The organism is Roseibium sp. SCP14, from assembly GCF_040329475.1.
GTDB lineage: Bacteria > Pseudomonadota > Alphaproteobacteria > Rhizobiales > Stappiaceae > Roseibium.
Genome location: NZ_JBDZYH010000002.1, coordinates 95,408 through 112,210, shown reverse-complemented (window position 1 = coordinate 112,210; position 16,803 = coordinate 95,408). Strand labels below are relative to the sequence as shown.

Below are 16,803 nucleotides of genomic sequence, written 5' to 3'. Positions count from 1 at the left end.
TTTTTCTTTCCAGGGACATTCTTTTGGCCATAATCGCTGACATGGAAAGGCCGATGGAAGAGGCGCAACCAGAAGATCGGCGGTTTTTTGCCTGGGGTTTGGCGATTTCGCTGGCCCTTCACGCAATTGCCGGTTTGGTTCTGATGGACGGAATTTCCGGTTACGAGCCGTTGCCACAGCAAACACCCATCGAGGTGGAGCTCGTGCCTTTACCAGTTCCTGAGCCGGAAGCCGAACAGCTGGAAGAAGAGACGGAACTGGCCGAACTCCCCGAGCCCGAAGAACCGGATCAGGAAGAACCCGAGCAGGCCGAAGAGCCGCCTGCGCCTGAACCTGAACCCGAAGCCCAGGAATTGCCTCCGGCTGAGGAGCAAGCCCGGGAAGTGACCGTTCTGCAGCCGGTGGAGCAATTCGGAGAGGAAGACCAGGAAGGCCGGAACGGTGAGGAGCCGGAGCCCGAGGATGAACTTCAGGCCGAAGCCCCAAGTGAAACCGAAGACGCTCAGGAAACCGAACCGGCCTCTGAAGAAGAGCCTGCCGAAGACCTGCAAGAGGGTGAAAACACGTCGGAGCCTGTTGAAGAGACCGAGGTTGCCGAAAATTCTGTTCCAGAGCCAGAGCCAGAGCCAGAGCCAGAGCCAGAGCCAGAGCCAGAGCTGGAAGCAGAAGCTGAAGAGGAAGACCAGTTGGCGGATGATCCGGGATTGGAGCCGGGACGGAGTGGTGACCCGGTCCCCAGTCCCAAGCCGGAAATCCTAGTTGCCGAAGCTGGCGAGGACGCAATTTCCGCGGACCAACCGGAAGAAGTGATTTCGGAAGAAACATCTGAAGAAAACACTGAACCGGAAGAAGACTTCGGAACGGTTGGGCAAATCGTCACGACCGAGACACCGTCAAGAAAACCGGAGCGCCGCGTGGCAGCAGTTTCAAATCAGACAACCCAGCGGTCCACGCCACAGAGACGAGACCTTTTGCCTGCAAGAGAGTTTTATTCACGCGATATCCTGGATGACTCCCGTGCACAGACCGCAATGCGAGGTATGTCACCGGGTGAACGGTTGAACCTGCTGTGCATGACGGAACTGCGGGCTCAGCTGACCGTTGCAAGTCCTGCTCCTCCGGAGCTTCTGCCGTCCTTCAGGCCGCAACCAGGCAGGGTCCTGGAGCCGCGCCGGGCAGCTTTTCGCAGTCTCGGGCGGTGGTTTAACGTTGCTTTCCGCTGTGAAGTGGACAGCGGCGTGACACGTGTCGAAAAGTTCGCTTTCAAAATCGGCGCCCCTGTCCCTCAGTCCGAGTGGCTGGAACGAGGGCTGACAGGGTTTTGAGCGATTTTTTGATAAGACTGAATTACCTATCGCATTGAAGTCTATGATTTCAGGCAACGTTGGGTAATGCTTTTTATTTCAAGGTCTTCACGAAACGCTGTTGTAGGAAGCTGGTGAAACTGTTGAGAGCCGGGACAGACTGGCGTCAGTTGGCGAAACGAACCTGATTGCTTCAAGTCAGGTCATAAACCGGAACGGTCCCAATCGGTCCCACCATAAGCGTTCTTTGGGATTCGATCGGGAACGGGTCGAACGCAGGATAAGACCCCTGGTCGGTGGGCACTGCCTTTGCCAGTTTGCTTGTGCCGTCAGCCTCCAGAAAATACCCGATCCTGAAATAGGCATTCATGTTCAGAATGCCGCTTGCGGGCGGAATTTCATCCCGGTCCGAATAAGGTGTCCAAGGATAGATGGGCTGAACCTGTCTGACTGTCTTGTCGATGGTTTGACCAGGTTTTATTGCCGTGACAAAGGGTATGTTGAAGGTTTCGGTGAGCGTATCTTCGGGAACTTCCATGATCTGGCGGCTCAAGACAAGCTGGCCCTGTTCGACGGTGGCGTAACAGGCATCGACCAGCGGATAGACCGACCCGTCAAACTCGTCATGAAGGACATCGAACAGATAGACAAGCCGATCCGTCTTGTTGGTCACCTGATACGCCAGAAGGAGGAACTGTCCATCCTGGCGGAGTTGGGCCGTCAAAGTGATGTCATTGTTTTGATTGGTGAACGATGACATTGCTGCCGCCTTCTTCTGGAAATTGCTGGTAAGGCTGACAACCATTAGGCCAAGCAGGACCTTACGCCGGTCAATAATAGGGCCGTTGTGGCTGTTTGGGATCCCACTCGTCGCGGATTTTGTTTTCGCTGTAAGGCTCGCCGTCATGCGGCGGAAAGCCGACTGTCTTGGCTTCCTCCTTGATGACTTTGGCGTTTTTGGTCGGATCGGATGGATCAGGTTTGTGGTCATTTTCAACCTTTGAGAGGTCAATCTCGCCGTTCGCAGCATGTTTTGCGTGGATCAACTCATGCGCGAGACCGATTTCCGGAGGGCGTGTCTTCCAGGGTTCGTCCGGACCGAGAGTTGTTCTGTTCGGATTGTAATGAACCGTTGAGTCGGACCCTGAACCCGGATTTCCGCTTGCATCGACTTTGCCGTCCGAGGTGAAGCCGTTTACCTTGTTGCCGCCCGAAGTTTCCTTGATTGTAATCGTCTTGCCGGACTTGTGCAGGTCGTTGAGCAACTTTCTTCCCGACGGGGTTTGTGCGATTTTCGCCAGGGATGCCACAGTCTTTTCGCGGAACTCCTCGGTTCCTTCAACAACGATGGCTGGGCCGACATTCGTTTTGCCTGACGGTCCGGCTCCCGCTGCGGCGCCAGCTCCTGCGCCGCCACCGGCTCCTGCACCTCCGCCAGCCCCGCCACCACCTGCGCCCATTGTGCCAATCAGGACTGTCGGGTAGCCGGTGACAATTGCGCCGGCTTTTGCCGTCAGGTCGGTCATGCGCGCAGCCGGCATGCCCTCGACCAACACGGTCCACGCACCTGTCACGATAGGATCACCACCGATCGGGGGAGGAGGGCCGACGCAAACACACAGGTCCGTGACGCGCGCCTGAGGCCTTTTTCCCGTCCAGACCGTCCAGGCACATTTCCACGCAATTGGCGCGGGAACACCCACACACATCGGGCAGGTGTGCATATCGGTAAGACGGGCCGCTGGAAATCGCATGTTTGGATCCGGGTTCCTCAATCAATGCGAAAATACTCCTGCGCCCGGCCGATCTGGTCAATGCCGCTGCGTCACACTTTGAGCTTTTGTGTGTGAGCCGCAGGTGATTGTCCCGCCAATCTCGTTCCAGTTGCCATTCTCATATCAGAATTTGCAACCATATGGAGAATTGGCTTGAAGTGTGTAACTTTGCTCAATTATAAGTAGTGCATACATTGTGGGCTGCTTAATTGCCGCGAGGGGGCTATGGTTTTCTACAATAGAGTGACGCCTTATCTGCTCAGTTTGCTGCGCTGCATGTCCGGGCTTGTGTTTTTGCAGACCGGCACCAGCAAGTTCTTCGATTTTCCGCATAGTCAGTATTCAGGCGTTCCCGCGATGAGTCTGGATGGTATCGCCGGTCTGATAGAACTCATCTGTGGGTCGCTTATCGCTTTCGGTCTTCTGACTCGGCCAGCAGCTTTTCTGGCATCGGGAACCATGGCCGTCGGCTATTTTATGATGCTGGCGCCAAAAAGCTTTTTCCCGATGCTGAACGGCGGTGACAGTGCCATCCTTTTTTGCTTCGTCTTTTTGTTTCTGGCAGCTGCAGGTGGTGGGCCGATCAGTCTGGATCGGCTCTTGTTCGGCAACAGAAGCTGGACGGAGCGTGTGGCTTGAGGCGTGAAGCTGTTCGCCTCTAGCCGGATTGAGAAGAAGATTCCGCGCCTATGAGGCGATGCCGCAGGAGCAACATCGCCGAGGCAGGCAGGATCATCAGCGCCGCATTGATGTAAAAGACCGTGGCGCCCGAGCCAGCAATTGCCTCGCTTGTGATCAGGCTGGTGTCGCCCGGGGATACGAGACCGGTCAGTATCGCAATAAGTCCTGTCAAACCGCCGCCTATGGCGATCCCGGCAGACGAGAGTGTCGGCAATATGCTGGAGACGAGATCCTGATCTCCACCCTTGGCGGAGTACATCAGGGATCGCATCAGGATCTGGTTGCATAGGCCGTGACCTGCTCCGGCGACGAGCGCGGCAAGTGAAAACGTAACCAGAGATGCGGTCGAGATTCCGACGGCGGTCAGCAACATGCCGGTGGCAATCAGAAACGGACCAAGCGCCAGGTAGGTCAATTCTCTTTGCCGCGACGGCGCACGCGATGAAATCCAGGCAAAGAACGACCAGGAAAAGGCGAGCCCGGCAGCGACATAACTTGCCTGGGTGACACTCAGGCCCCAGTAGACCTGGCCCATTGTGGTGATGAACACCGCCCGGATTGCCGCAACGACGGAAATCATGAAGACGATCCAAGTCCCCAGTCCGACCACCGTTCTTGCCCGGAATGCTTCTTTGGGAAAGAGATGCTGCGCGCTGGCACGATCAAATTTCAGCAACAAGCCGGCAGCGATCAGGCCTGTCAGGATGGTCACAGCCAACGGCAATGGCTGATGAACCTCGCCGATTGCAGTGAGCAGAAAAATACTGATGGCAAGCAGCGTGAAGCGCAGCGCCAACCGGCCCGTTCCACCCGCGGATTTGCGTCGATGAGCGACCGGTCCGGATGCCGACCTTGCGGGCAAGGCCGTGTTCATCAGTCCGAACAGCAGCAAGGTTAGCGGTATGTTGACAAGAAAGGCCGCGCGCCAAGACCAAAGTTCCGTCAGCAATCCGGCCGAGACAGGTCCAACGCCTGCTGCGAGCGCCCAGACACCGGCAAGAAGTGCAAAGACGCGTGGGGCGACAGTGCTCGGATAAAGATCGGGTATCAGGGAATAGCAAAGCGCAATGATCATGCCTTCGCCGAAACCCTGCAAGGCACGACCAGCAATCAAGCCTGTCAATGACGTACTCAATCCGGCCAGCACGGAACCTGCCGCAAGCAGCAGCGTTGCGACCAGAAACGGAAGCCGGGCACCCAAGCGCTGCTTCGTGGCCCCCGTCAAACACCCGGCCAGGATGGCCATCATCTCGAACGTGCTGAACACCCAGAAGGCCCGGTCCTGACCTCCGATGTCGCGAATTATGTCCGGGAGGACGGCTGTGGTCACGAATCCATTGATGGCATGGGAGCCGACACCAAGGACAAGTGCGAGCGTTCCTGCCAAACGGTCAGGCGCGAACAGGCTTGATTGGGACGATGCGCTGGCTGGGACCCGAGCTGGTGAGCTGACCGACATGACACCCTCAATAAAGAAATGAATTTCTTTCTTTATATCATCGGCAAAATATAAAGAAAGAATTTTCTTATCAAATAGAGAGCGACCTTACTCGCTGCCTGAACAAGACAGGTGCTCCGGAGGGACATGATCAACCAGCCAGACACCGTTTTCCGTTTTGAAGAACCTGAAATCTGCCGCTTGCATGGTTCGAGACGCAACGACAAGAACCACGGGTTTGCCATGCCTTGCTCCGACGTTTCGAGCCGTATCGGCATCGCCTGACAAATGTACATGGTGACGGTTCATCGGTTTCAAACCTTCCTTCAGGATGACGGATAGAAACCGGGTAGCTGTTCCATGATAAAGAAGATCCGGCGGTTCGGTTGGGGCCAGCTTCAGATCTATGGTGATTGAATGCCCTTGCCTTGCACGGATCAGAACGCCGTCTTCGGAGAACTCGAAACGTTTCTTGTCGTTGGTTTCGACGATTTGCTTCAACTGCTGGAGACTGCAGGGCATTTGTTGTCGGCCGAACGCCTCGAGCAGCTCGCTAACCTGCACCCAGCCGTCGCTGGTCAATCGCAGCCCGGCATCATCCGGCTTGTGTCGCAGCCAGAACGAGATTTGTCTGGAAATTTTCGTGTCGTTTTTCATGAGTCTAAAGAAATCAGCTGGATGGAAAAACGGCGCGGACAAGTCCGCGCCGCCGATTGTCAGGCTTCCGCCGTGCCATCGTCTCGCAACCTGACGAGATCGTTCATCAGGCCGCCGGTACCGTTGTGAACCGTCAGGCGATCCACTTTGGAGGCGATGGATTCAAGAGCTTCAAGCTCCTTCAGCCGCAGCATTACAGGGTTTTCAGCCATGACCTTCGCGGTGTTCAAAAGCGAACGAGTTGCGTTCGTTTCTTCGCGGCGCCGGATCACGTTGGCTTCCGCTTCCTTTTCCGCAGTCACCACTTTGTTGAGAATCTCGCGCATCTCACCCGGAAGAATTACATCCTTCAGTGCGATATCGAAGACCTCAATACCGATCCTGGCCATATCGGCCTTGATCTTGGCTTCAACCTCGGCGTTCACGTCACCCTTGCGTTCAAGGATCTGGTCAAGCTTCAGTGCTCCAAGCTGCTTGCGGAACACCATTTGCAGGGCCCGATACAACGTGTCGGAGAAGTCTTTCACCTCTTGGGCTGCCTTGACCGCATCCACCACTCGGTATTCCGCCGACAGGTTGATCCGTATGGTGACACGGTCAAGGGTCAGAACTTCCTGACCAGTAACGTCAAGGCTCTGCCTTTTCAGGTCGACGAGCCTTTTCGTCATCGATCCTCCGGCTTTCCAGAAAGCGTGGAGACCCGCGTTCAGGACCCGGGTCATGACACCGTCGACGAATAACAGCGCCACACTGCCTTCGGTAACCTGGATGATCTCGAAATGCTGCGTCAGCTTTGCTTCGCCAAGACGGAGCAGCAGCTTTCGGGAAAGTTCCGGCTCAGTCACGGTGTCAATGAGCGTCCAGGTCCACGGACCGGCATCGGTCCACAGCACAAGCTGCCGATCGGGGCCGAGAACCGTATGAACGCGATGATCCCGTTCCACAACCGCGACTTCACCCGGCTTCGTTCGAATGACGGTCAAGTGCTCTTCGGCAACTTCAGGGAGTTTATCGAAAAGCGCTTTCTCGTATTCGGATCGAAACAACGGTGCCGCCAGGTCCTGGCGCTCGACCATCAGAGTGCCTCTACCATTTTTCAGGTAGTGCTCACCAGGTCCGAGAATGCCCTGCAATTCACCTTTGACCAGATGAACCGCACGTTCGTTTTCGTAAATCACGACGCGGCTACGGCCACGAATTTTGTCGAGAAAAGTCATCATTTCGATATTCCTTCCATTGCGCTAAGGCACTTGGCATGTCCTCTCATTGTTGAAGTCGGGTTAGAGGTTGAGGGAGGCCGATCGCTCCTCAGGCGGGGAGATCGGCGTGAATATGGAGACTTGAAGAGTGCGCAGGGCGCTCGACGGATCCTTGACCAGGGGGCTTTACGGCATCAATGCAGGTTGCGCCCGTTCGAGAACAGGCGGTCCCGGCAAAGATGCGGCGCGGCCGTGATCGAAGACCGGACAAGGGCACCAGGTGAAAGGGCGGTCTGTCTTCTTGCCTGACGCGCAAAGACGGAGCCGGACTTTCACAAGCTCTCTTCAAATCCCAGTTTTTTTAGACAGCACCTGAAGCTGTTGCCAAAATGGCAGACCGGGAGTCGAACCCGAACCCATAAGGTTTGCCCGTTGGAGCGGGAGTCGAACCCGCGACCGTCGGATTAATCGTCCGATGCTCTACCAAGCTGAGCTATCCATAGTGTGCAAGACAGGAGTCGAACCTGTTGTCTCCAGGCAACATACCTGGCGTTCAACCATTGAACTTCATGCACCGATATTCGATCTTCCGGAGCAGCATCCATACATATCTTCGGCATCGCCGAAATATGCGGGCGGCAGGAAAAATACCTAAGCCTTTGATGTCTGAGCCAGTGTCGTGACCGATGACAATGTCTTAAGTTGATAGGTGTGTCGGGTGCAAGGGAAAAATCTTCCATCAATGAGTGCTGGTGCTCAAATATCACTATATGTTGCAACATTATCACATTATGTTTGAGCGGAGGTCGTGAAATGTCAGAGATGGCAGCTTTGGAATGGAATTTGTGAAGATCTGTAAACCAGAGTTTCTGCTTCCTCTTGCGCGTTGTTTGCGACGCAGGCAAACTCCCGCCGAATTGCAAAATTGCTTCTGTGAGATGCCATGCCCAACAAGCAGTCCCGGTTTCTGATCGACACTTATTTCGCCGCCTTCAATGCAGGCGATACCAAGAAAATGGAAAGTCTGGTCACTGAAGACCTGATCCACGACGTCAATCAGGGCGAACGGCGGATCGGCAAGGACAAGTTCTGGTCCTTTAATGTCCACATGACCCGCTGCTACAAGGAGCGGCTTTCGGACATCGTGTTGTTTGTCAATGAAGAAGGCACGCGCGCGGCAGCAGAGTTCATCGTTCACGGAACGTATATCAACACAGATGAAGGTCTGCCGCCTGCTGACGGACAGACCTACGATTTGCCGGCGGGAAGTTTCTTTGAGATCCGCGACGGTCAGATTGCCCGTATCACAACATACTACAATCTCCAGAACTGGATTGATCAGGTGAACCGGGAACCCGGTGAGGGGAGTTCGGACAAGGCCTCAGAAGAAGCTTGAGTGCCCGGTCTTAAAGCTGACGAACCTCATACTTTCCTTGTACTCGATCGTAGTTTGGCGCCCTTCGCTCGATCCAGGCGTTCAGCCCCTCGTGAACGTCTGGCGTTACCGCCATGCGGGCGAATTGCTCGCATTCGATCGACAGGCCTTCTGCGATGCTGGTGTTCAACCCCCTGGTGACGGCTGAAAGGATTCGGGCAGCGGCATGTGGAGAATGTCGCAATATGCGCTCCGCCATCTCAAAGGCCGCTTCGAGCACCTTGTCAGGTGAAACGACCGCGTTGACGAGTCCCAGCTCATAAGCCCGCACGGCCGTGAAACTGTCTCCTGTCAGGAGAAGCTCCAGCGCGCGCTTACGCCCTGCCAGGCGCGGAAGGCGCTGGGTGCCACCAAAGGTCGGCGGGATACCGATATTGATCTCCGGCTTTGCAAAGAGTGCTGTTTCGCTGGCGACCGCCAGGTGAACGGCCTCGGTAATTTCGCAGCCTCCGCCATAAGCCAGACCGTTTACTGCGGCAATGATGGGTTTGGAATAGGCCTCCAGTCGTCCAGTCATTCGTTGCCCCCGGCGGCAGAATTCGCGAACGGCAATATCCGGACCGGCCTTTATGCTTTCGGCAAACTCGTGAATGTCACCACCGGCCGAAAACGCCCTGTCTCCGGCTCCGGTGATCACGACAGCGCGCAGGGCGTCATTTTTTTCAATCTCGTCCAAATGCTTCAAGATGAGATCGTTGGCCTCGTAATTCAGCGCATTGAGTTTTTCAGGCCGATTGATCGTCAAAAGCGCTATGGCACCCTGTTGTTCCAGAAGGATTGTGTCCGTCATTTCCGCTTCTCCTTGAACCTGTTTCGGTCCCGGGAAGCTAGCGAACGCGGATATTGAAGTATATTCACTGGTGAGTATACTTCAATCATGAGCAGACAGACCTCCAACGCACGTGACCGGATACTCACAGCCGCAAACAAGATGTTTTACGCCGAGGGAATTCGCGCGGTCAGCCTTGACAACATTGCGGAAAAAGCCGGTATCACCAAGAAAACTGTCTATTATCACTTCAAGAGCAAGGACGATCTTGTCGAGGCCTATCTGGCGTCACGCGATCAACCCAACCTGGCGCTCTATCGGAAATGGTTTGACGAAGCCGATGGTGGTCTGCCGGACAAGGTCGCCGCAATCTTCCGTCAGATCGCGACCTCGGCACGTCATCCAAAATGGAAAGGATGCGGTTTCCTGCGCACGGCTGCGGAACTTGCCAATATGCCCGGTCATCCGGCGATGAAGGTCGGCGCCGCGCACAAGAAGAAATTTGAACTGTGGTTGGCTCAGGAATTTGAAACGCAAGGACTGGTTGGCGGTGCGGCTCTATCACGGCAGGTGGTTCTTCTGTTGGACGGTGCCTTCTCGACCATTCTCGTTCATCGGGACGCGGATTATGCGGAAGCTGCGGGCGAAGCAGCAAGGGCGCTGGTTGAGCGAGAAGTTAGAAACTCCACGCAACGCGGATCCGGTCAGATGGAAAGTGCCAGCACGTAAAGCCGCTCACCGTCCAGCAGGCTGCCAGATCTGCGCAGAGGAATGTCTGTCGACCGTCTTCAATTCCAATTTTCAGCAACTGTGGTGGTTGCGCACCTCAATGAAAGCATTGCGAACGATGTGCAGGTTTCTGTCGCAACCCGGAAGATGACAGATGTGTCGGCACACTTTTTCAACTCTTCAAGTCCTTCTCCCAAACCGGATTCCGGCCGATCTTTTCCAGGAGAAAGTCTATGAACACGCGCACCTTGGCCGTCAGCACGTTGGATTTGGGATAGACGAGCCAGAGAACCGATTGATCGTTGACCTCATACTCGGGCAGGACCTGCACAAGAGAACCTTCGCTGATTTCCTTGTGGACGCTCCAGAGCGAGTTTATCGAGATGCCGGCACCCGCAACCGTTGCCAGTTTCTGACTAAGGCCGTCATCCATCACCAGGCGGCATTTGGCAGCGCGCGGGTCGTAGCTGCCGGTCTTTCCGCCCGGTGCGACGAGTTGTTTTTCCGCCTGATTTCTGAACGCCAGAAGATGATGGGTTCTCAGGTCATCAGGTTCATGAGGAGCGCCGTATCGCTGCAAATAGTCCGGCGACGCGCATAGAATGCGTTTGTCGTCTGCCAGTTTGCGTCCTTTCAGGCTGGTATCCTCAAGGGCAGTGTTGCGCAAAGCCAGATCGAAGCTTCCCTCGATCAGATCAAACGGCGTGTCCGACAGGCGCAGATCGAGATCGATGCCGGGTTGAAGGTCAAGAAACTCAGGCAAAAGTGGAATGATGTAGAGCTGCGAAAACGTGCTTGAGGCGGCAAACCTCAATGTTCCTGTTGCAAGTTTGCTGCCCAATCCAAGAGCTGCCTTGGCAGCGTCTTCCTGCGCGAGCATTTCCCTGGCGAAGGGGAGAAATTCGGCCCCCTCCAGAGACAGTGTCACCTTGCGCGTTGAACGATGCAGCAGATCGGCTCCGAGGGTTCGTTCCAGCTTGGCAAGCCGGTTGCTTGCGACTGCCGGTGGCATGCCGAGTTCACGTCCAGCAGCGCTGATGTTGAGCTTTTCTGCTGCCAGAACGAAAAGTCGCAGGCTGTCAGTGTCCATTTATTATATCCAAAAAACGAATTATGAAGTTATTTTCTCGGCATTTATATATTTTTTCAAGATGCCTATTTTCCGTTTGCCGCGCTGATGATGACTGTGCATCGCGGTGCCGAATGCGGGAAAAAGGTGAAGCCAATGTTTGAAAATGTCGGCTGGATTGTCGAAGCGAGGATCAGGGAAGGAAAGCGTGCCGAATTTGAGGCCGTGTTCGAGGAAATCGTTGCGCAGACGCGCCAGGAAGGCGGCACGCTGAACTACCAATACTACGTTTCCGATGAAGGTGACGTGCTGGTCAACGAGCGGTTCGCAAACGTTGAATCTGCGCATGTCCATGTCACCAACTGGGACAATTTTGCAGAACGCTGGACCGCTGCTGCCCCTGCGACCCGCATGGTGCACCTGGGAAATCTACCCGAAGAGTTGCGTGAGCGGCATGCCGCCTTGGTACCGGAACTCCTTAAGCCACTTAACGGTTTCGCTCGTTAATCCAATCTTCTGAACTAACCGGTTATATAAAAGAAAGGCTACCAAAGTGGCTTACTTCTCTGTTCTTGCTGTTACTCCAACCTCTGAAGACTGGATCCCGGACTATATCGGTCCGGCCAACAAGCTGGTTGCCCGGTATGGCGGCAAATATCTGGCGCGAACCTCAAGTCACGAGCAGCTCGAAGGTGACGCTCAGGACGCGGCATTGCGGATCGTGATCGAGTGGCCGTCAAGGGAAGCTGCTGTAAACTTCATGAATGACCTGGAATATGCGCCGCACCTGAAAGCGCGAACCGCTGGGTCGAACAGTTTCCATTTCCTGATCGAGGGCAAGGACGACCTTGCCTGATGGCTGTTTCGCGGCAGCGGGTTCTGTCAGCTGGAGCATACGACAAACCCGTTATACAGCCGCTTTATATTGATCTTTCAGAAGAGCCAGATGCACCACCTCGACCGATCCATCTCGAGTTTCGGTTGGGTGTCAATCAATTGCGGACCTATCTGAAGTCATTGGAGGCGATTGGTGTCAACCATATCGCCTTGAACCTACGCTTCAATCAGGCGGACATAGACCGCATTTTGAAACTGCTTGTCGAAGACCTGTTGCCGGACTTCCGGGTATGAGGGAGAGGTAATATGAGAAAAGTCATTCTGTTGACCGGAGCAACCGACGGTATCGGCTTTGAGACCGCAAAGCAGCTGTGCGCACTGGGGCACTCGCTGCTGCTGCATGGGCGCAATCCTTCGAAGCTGGACGCCGTAAAGTCCAGGTTGATTGAAAGCGAGGGGGAAGGTGACGTCGAAGGGTATCTCGCGGATTTTTCCCGATTGTCGGATGTAAGGAAACTGGCAGAAGACATCGTGGGAAAGCACGGCAGGCTGGATGTGCTGATCAACAATGCTGGTATCTTTCACACGACGCATGAGACGACAGAAGCGGGGCTTGATGTCCGGTTTGTCGTCAATCTCCTGGCGCCTTACCTGCTCACCAGTCGCTTGCTGCCTCTGATGAATTCAGATGGTCGCGTGATCAATCTGTCTTCGGCTGCGCAAGCTCCGGTAAGCCTGGAAGCGCTCGCCGGGCGGATGAGGCTGTCCGCCATGGACGCCTATGCACAAAGCAAGTTGGCTTTGACCATGTGGACCCGGTCCCTGGCAAATGAGCTTACTGGAAAAGGACCTTCCGTCATTGCGGTCAATCCGGGCTCGTTGCTGGCCAGCAAGATGGTGAAAGAGGGGTTCGGGGTCGCCGGAAACGATCTGCGCATCGGTGCGGATGTTCTGGTACGTGCCGCGCTCTCTGAAGAGTTCTCAAATGCAAGCGGCCAATATTTCGATAATGACCGTGGCCGGTTCTCGAACCCGCACCCGTCTGGTCTGGACGACAGGAAATCGGCTGAACTCATTCAACTTGTTGAAGAAATTCTCACGAACAATGCGTAATCCGCCCTAAGCCTTGCCGCCAATTGCACCACCGCATTTGACATCCATGCCTCTGAAACGGGTTGAGCTCGTTGACAAATCAAAAATAACTATATAACTAGAATTATAGTTGTATTGAGCGAGGCGAGAATGGTTCTGGAAGAAGCGGCCCAGGGGTTTGCTGCGCTGGGTTCCGAAGCCCGGCTGCAGGTGGTGCTGACACTGGTGAAGGCAGGGCACAAAGGATTGACCGTTGGTGATATCCAGTCCCGGACGGGAATGGCTGCGTCAACGTTGGCACACCATCTGAAGTTTCTATCCTCCGCAGGGCTGGTCCAGCAGGAAAAGGACGGGCGGTCGGTGATCAACCGGGCGGCGTTCGATCACCTGGAGAACCTGGCTGGCTACATTCTCAAGGAATGTTGCGCAGACGAAGACGGCACTCGTCCGTAAGCGCCAAAGGAGATCTCAGATGGCGGATACTCTTGAAAACATTGCGGTGGCAGAAGATGCAGGGGAGGCTTGCTGTTCTTCGGCGAAATCAACCAGCTGCGCACCGACTGAACCCAAACTGTCCTGGAAGAACTTTCCCGGAAGGGATTACCTCTTTACGACATGGGCAATCGTTATCGGTGGGCCACTTCTGGTTCTTCTCCTTGATCAGACGCAGTTTACCGGGTTTGTTTCCTTCGCAATTTCGGCCTTTGCAGGAACGCTTCCCTATATCGCTTTTGCCGTTGCACTGATTGCTTGGCTCAAGGCGGCCGGGGCGGAGGCATATGTGGGCAAGGCGTTCGAGGGGCGGGAGACACAGGCGATCTTACTGGCCGCGCTGTTTGGCGGACTGGCACCTTTCTGTTCCTGTGAAGTCATACCCTTTATCGCAGGTCTTCTTGCTGTCGGGGCGCCGTTGTCCGCGATCATGGCGTTCTGGCTGTCATCACCGTTGATCGATCCGCCGACACTGCTGATCACTGCAGGGGCGCTTGGATGGCCGTTTGCCATCGGCAAGGCCGTGTTTGCGGTCGCTCTCGGGCTTTTTGGCGGCTTTCTGATTTCGATGCTTCTGCGCACCGGCGCTTTCGCCAATCCGGTCAAGGTTGGCTCATCCGCAGGAGGCTGCGGCTGTGGAGCTTCCCCACTGACGGGGCGGCCTGTCTGGAAATTCTGGCAGGAAGAAGAACGCAAGGACAGATTTTCCAGCGAGTTGAAGTCGAATGCGCTCTTTCTGGTGAAGTGGCTGGCACTTGCTTATGTGCTGGAAGCTGCGCTCGTCACTTATGTTCCGGCAGATCTGATCGCAGGTGTTGTTGGAGGTGACGGGCTCGGATCGATTGTCATCTCGGCCCTCGTTGGCATGCCGGCTTATCTTAACAGCTACGTTGCGCCACCTCTGCTTGCAGGTCTTATGGAACAGGGCATGAGCGCCGGTGCTGCAATGGCTTTCATGATCGCAGGAGCGGTCAGCTCCATCCCGGCAATGGCGGCGGTCTGGTCTCTGGTAAAGCCGCAAGTCTTTGCCATGTATCTCGGACTTGGTTTCATCGGCGCAGTTCTCTCCGGTCTCGTCTTTCAATTCGTGATTTAAGAGTAGAAACATGCATACTCGTGTCACAGTAACCGTTCAGCCGAATTCCGATAGGTCTCGAAGACTGATCGTTCCCGTCGGACTGCCGACACCGCACCAGATACCGATCCATTTCGAAATTTCAGGGGGGCTCTATTCACTGGCTGGAGAAAGCACGACCGGCCAGATGGCAGCTGTGGTGAGGCCAATATCCGGTCAGCAGGTCGAAATCGGGTACACCTATCGTGAAGGGGGAACAGGGTATCCGGACACTGTCTTCAAGCCGAGTGTCAATCGATACACGAGAGCTGCCAGTGATCTGGTGAATGGGGCCATAAGAATTGCCCAAACGGAGCGGGACGGTCACACCGCCATTCAGGCTCTGGTCAATGCGGCGGCCCAGAAGTTCAAGTACGCACACCCTGATGTACGCTTCAATGACGGATGCGAAGAAGTGCCGTATCTCTCATGTGGTCTGGCCGAAGGGTCATGTGTCGACATCAACACCTATCTGATCGCCTCCTTGAGAGCGGCCGGTTATGAGGCCGGCTACATCACCGGATACTTTTTCCCTGAGGAAAAGAACGGTTGCTGTGACGACATGCATTGCTGGGTCGTGACGCGACACAATGGTGTGGTGCTGGAGTGGGACATCGCCCATCATCTGAAGATGGGCACGCGTGAGATTTGTTGCGGGCTAAATCCCAAGCCGGGCGACAGGGTCGCGCTTGCCCATTCCATGGGGCTGTACTTTCCACAGGTCGGAATTGAATGCGAAAAGCTGATCGCCGAACCGGCCTGGATTTCGCAAGACGGCGAATTGGCAAAGGCGGATATCTCGATCCGGCGCCAGTTCGCAGGAAATGCCCCCGCGGCCTGAGCAATTTCTTTCAGTGGCACATACGTATGACGGGTATGCTAGTTTGGCGATCGATCACCCCTTGTGCTTGGCTGATCGGCCGCTAATCTGCGGGGACATACCGCAGGAATTTTCTCATGAGCATACTTGTTGTCGGAGCCGGAATTTCCGGTCTTTCCACTGCCTGGGCGCTGACGAAACGGGGCGTGCCGGTTACGCTTGTCGAACAGGGCCCCATTCCCAATCCCTTGTCCGCGTCTGGCGATCAGCACCGGATCATTCGGCGAGCCTATGGCAACCAGGGCGGCTATCAGCGCCGTATCGGTGCTGCCTATGCTGCCTGGGATGAAATGTGGGACGATCTTGGCAGCAAGCACCTTGCGGATACCGGCTTCATGCTGTTGTCGCAGAGGCTGGGAGACGGTGGAGAGGTTTACAGGGATGGCCTGATCGATGGTGGTTATCCGTTTGAGGATCTGTCACCTGAGGAAACTGCAGACCGGTTCCCGTTTATCGACCCGTCAACCATTCGCTACGGAGTTGTCAGCGGCGAAGGAGGCGTGCTTCTATGCCAGAGGATTGCCTCTGATCTGCGAAACTGGCTGATCGTGAACGGTGCCGAAATTCGGGAAAACACCAGGGTCACTTCCGTCGACAGATCTGAAGGTTCGATTACTTTGGCAGATGGCGGCGTGCTCAGTGCCGATCATGTGGTTGTAACAGCCGGGGCCTGGACACTTGGACTTTTCCCCGAGTTGAAGAACAGCCTGAAAACCTATCGCACTGCCGTTGTTTACTTGACGCCGCCCGCGGATCTGCGTGAGCCTTGGGAGAATGCCCCGGCCATCCTGGATCCGGGTGGTTCAAATGATGGTTACGTTCTTCCACCGGTGTCGGGAACGGGCCTGAAATTCGGCGCCGGCATTCACAGATACCAGGCCGAGCCGGATCAGGACAGAATCGCGAAGGAAGGTGAGGGTGAACAGCTGCGCGATTACTTTGCGCCGCCAATTGCCCGGATCGGTGAGTATCGCGTCGATGACGTTGTTACGTGTTCCTACACATTCACTTCGGATGAGCACTTTTTCGCATCGACGGATAGCAAAGCAACGGTTGTCTCGGCCTGCTCGGGACATGGATACAAGTTCGGAGCCGTTGTGGGTCAGAAACTGGCGGAAGGGATCATCGCCAATGATATTGCAAGCGCACGGACCTGGCTGGAAGCAAGAGACTGAATAGTCGTGCCTTTTATGCAAAAAGAAACGCCCAGCGGCGGGCCGCTGGGCGTTGCCTAAAAAGGATTAATAAAAAGACTTTTGGTGGGAAAATGGTTTGCTAAAAAGAAGGCCTCTAATAAAGCGAGGCAGCAAGTACCTTGTCAGAGTAGCCAAT

The 16,803-nt window shown here is 55.3% G+C and carries 19 protein-coding genes and 2 tRNA genes; 12 read left to right on the top strand and 9 right to left on the bottom strand.

Annotation, left to right across the window (positions count from 1 at the left end; translation table 11 throughout):
- Positions 1-23 precede the first annotated feature (23 nt).
- On the top strand, positions 24-1,325 hold the full coding sequence (locus tag ABLQ08_RS07995) for a DUF930 domain-containing protein (RefSeq protein ID WP_352940636.1): 1,302 nt from the start codon (positions 24-26) through the stop codon (positions 1,323-1,325).
- 172 nt (positions 1,326-1,497) lie between these two features.
- Here ABLQ08_RS07995 and ABLQ08_RS07990 read toward each other — a convergent pair whose 3' ends face one another.
- Together ABLQ08_RS07990 and ABLQ08_RS07985 are read right to left on the bottom strand one after the other, a co-directional pair.
- On the bottom strand, positions 1,498-2,064 hold the full coding sequence (locus ABLQ08_RS07990) for a hypothetical protein (protein WP_352940635.1): 567 nt from the start codon (positions 2,062-2,064) through the stop codon (positions 1,498-1,500).
- 70 nt (positions 2,065-2,134) lie between these two features.
- Complete coding sequence (locus tag ABLQ08_RS07985) at positions 2,135-3,058, bottom strand: M91 family zinc metallopeptidase (RefSeq protein ID WP_352940634.1); 924 nt, start codon at positions 3,056-3,058, stop codon at positions 2,135-2,137.
- A 246-nt stretch (positions 3,059-3,304) separates the two neighbouring features.
- Here ABLQ08_RS07985 and ABLQ08_RS07980 point away from each other — a divergent pair, with 246 nt between their 5' ends.
- The gene (locus ABLQ08_RS07980; protein WP_352940633.1) at positions 3,305-3,718 is read left to right on the top strand and encodes a DoxX family protein; all 414 of its coding nucleotides are present in this window, start codon (positions 3,305-3,307) and stop codon (positions 3,716-3,718) included.
- Positions 3,719-3,737: 19 nt separating this feature from the next.
- On the opposite strand, the gene ABLQ08_RS07975 is transcribed toward ABLQ08_RS07980, so the two are convergent.
- From ABLQ08_RS07975 to ABLQ08_RS07955, 5 genes are all read right to left on the bottom strand, one after another.
- Positions 3,738-5,219 (bottom strand): MFS transporter, encoded by a 1,482-nt coding sequence (locus tag ABLQ08_RS07975; protein WP_352940632.1) that lies wholly within the window; start codon positions 5,217-5,219, stop codon positions 3,738-3,740.
- Positions 5,220-5,306: 87 nt separating this feature from the next.
- Positions 5,307-5,855 carry an RNA 2'-phosphotransferase gene (locus ABLQ08_RS07970; protein ID WP_352940631.1) on the bottom strand — a complete coding sequence of 183 codons (549 nt, stop codon included), beginning with the start codon at positions 5,853-5,855 and terminating at the stop codon, positions 5,307-5,309.
- A 59-nt stretch (positions 5,856-5,914) separates the two neighbouring features.
- On the bottom strand, positions 5,915-7,075 hold the full coding sequence (locus ABLQ08_RS07965) for a slipin family protein (RefSeq protein WP_352940630.1): 1,161 nt from the start codon (positions 7,073-7,075) through the stop codon (positions 5,915-5,917).
- A 411-nt stretch (positions 7,076-7,486) separates the two neighbouring features.
- A tRNA-Asn gene (locus ABLQ08_RS07960) sits at positions 7,487-7,554 on the bottom strand.
- 3 nt (positions 7,555-7,557) lie between these two features.
- Positions 7,558-7,629: transfer RNA gene (locus ABLQ08_RS07955), tRNA-Thr, on the bottom strand.
- A 368-nt stretch (positions 7,630-7,997) separates the two neighbouring features.
- Here ABLQ08_RS07955 and ABLQ08_RS07950 point away from each other — a divergent pair.
- Positions 7,998-8,450 carry a ketosteroid isomerase-related protein gene (locus ABLQ08_RS07950; RefSeq protein ID WP_352940629.1) on the top strand — a complete coding sequence of 151 codons (453 nt, stop codon included), beginning with the start codon at positions 7,998-8,000 and terminating at the stop codon, positions 8,448-8,450.
- Between the two features lie 10 nt (positions 8,451-8,460).
- Here ABLQ08_RS07950 and ABLQ08_RS07945 read toward each other — a convergent pair whose 3' ends face one another.
- Complete coding sequence (locus tag ABLQ08_RS07945) at positions 8,461-9,279, bottom strand: crotonase/enoyl-CoA hydratase family protein (RefSeq protein ID WP_352940628.1); 819 nt, start codon at positions 9,277-9,279, stop codon at positions 8,461-8,463.
- Positions 9,280-9,366: 87 nt separating this feature from the next.
- Between ABLQ08_RS07945 and ABLQ08_RS07940 the strand changes: the two genes are divergently transcribed.
- Positions 9,367-9,987 (top strand): TetR/AcrR family transcriptional regulator, encoded by a 621-nt coding sequence (locus ABLQ08_RS07940; RefSeq protein WP_352940627.1) that lies wholly within the window; start codon positions 9,367-9,369, stop codon positions 9,985-9,987.
- Between the two features lie 172 nt (positions 9,988-10,159).
- On the opposite strand, the gene ABLQ08_RS07935 is transcribed toward ABLQ08_RS07940, so the two are convergent.
- Positions 10,160-11,077, bottom strand: coding sequence for a LysR family transcriptional regulator (locus tag ABLQ08_RS07935; protein WP_352940626.1), 918 nt, complete (start codon positions 11,075-11,077; stop codon positions 10,160-10,162).
- A gap of 135 nt (positions 11,078-11,212) precedes the next feature.
- Between ABLQ08_RS07935 and ABLQ08_RS07930 the strand changes: the two genes are divergently transcribed.
- From ABLQ08_RS07930 to ABLQ08_RS07895, 8 genes are all read left to right on the top strand, one after another.
- A complete protein-coding gene (locus ABLQ08_RS07930; RefSeq protein WP_352940625.1) occupies positions 11,213-11,563 on the top strand; it encodes a putative quinol monooxygenase in 351 nt (116 codons plus the stop codon).
- Between the two features lie 46 nt (positions 11,564-11,609).
- Complete coding sequence (locus ABLQ08_RS07925; RefSeq protein ID WP_352940624.1) at positions 11,610-11,912, top strand: DUF1330 domain-containing protein; 303 nt, start codon at positions 11,610-11,612, stop codon at positions 11,910-11,912.
- Positions 11,912-12,187, top strand: a complete 276-nt coding sequence (locus ABLQ08_RS07920; protein ID WP_352940623.1) for a hypothetical protein — start codon at positions 11,912-11,914, stop codon at positions 12,185-12,187. Before ABLQ08_RS07925 ends, ABLQ08_RS07920 begins: the two co-directional genes overlap by 1 nt.
- Before the next feature lie 12 nt (positions 12,188-12,199).
- Positions 12,200-13,006, top strand: coding sequence for an SDR family NAD(P)-dependent oxidoreductase (locus ABLQ08_RS07915; RefSeq protein WP_352940622.1), 807 nt, complete (start codon positions 12,200-12,202; stop codon positions 13,004-13,006).
- Between the two features lie 129 nt (positions 13,007-13,135).
- Entirely contained in the window at positions 13,136-13,438 is a 303-nt protein-coding gene (locus tag ABLQ08_RS07910) for an ArsR/SmtB family transcription factor (RefSeq protein WP_352940621.1), read from the top strand.
- A 19-nt stretch (positions 13,439-13,457) separates the two neighbouring features.
- Positions 13,458-14,573, top strand: a complete 1,116-nt coding sequence (locus ABLQ08_RS07905) for a permease (RefSeq protein ID WP_352940620.1) — start codon at positions 13,458-13,460, stop codon at positions 14,571-14,573.
- 10 nt (positions 14,574-14,583) lie between these two features.
- Positions 14,584-15,432, top strand: a complete 849-nt coding sequence (locus ABLQ08_RS07900) for a transglutaminase-like domain-containing protein (RefSeq protein WP_352940619.1) — start codon at positions 14,584-14,586, stop codon at positions 15,430-15,432.
- A gap of 116 nt (positions 15,433-15,548) precedes the next feature.
- Entirely contained in the window at positions 15,549-16,646 is a 1,098-nt protein-coding gene (locus ABLQ08_RS07895) for an NAD(P)/FAD-dependent oxidoreductase (protein WP_352940618.1), read from the top strand.
- Positions 16,647-16,803: the final 157 nt, after the last annotated feature.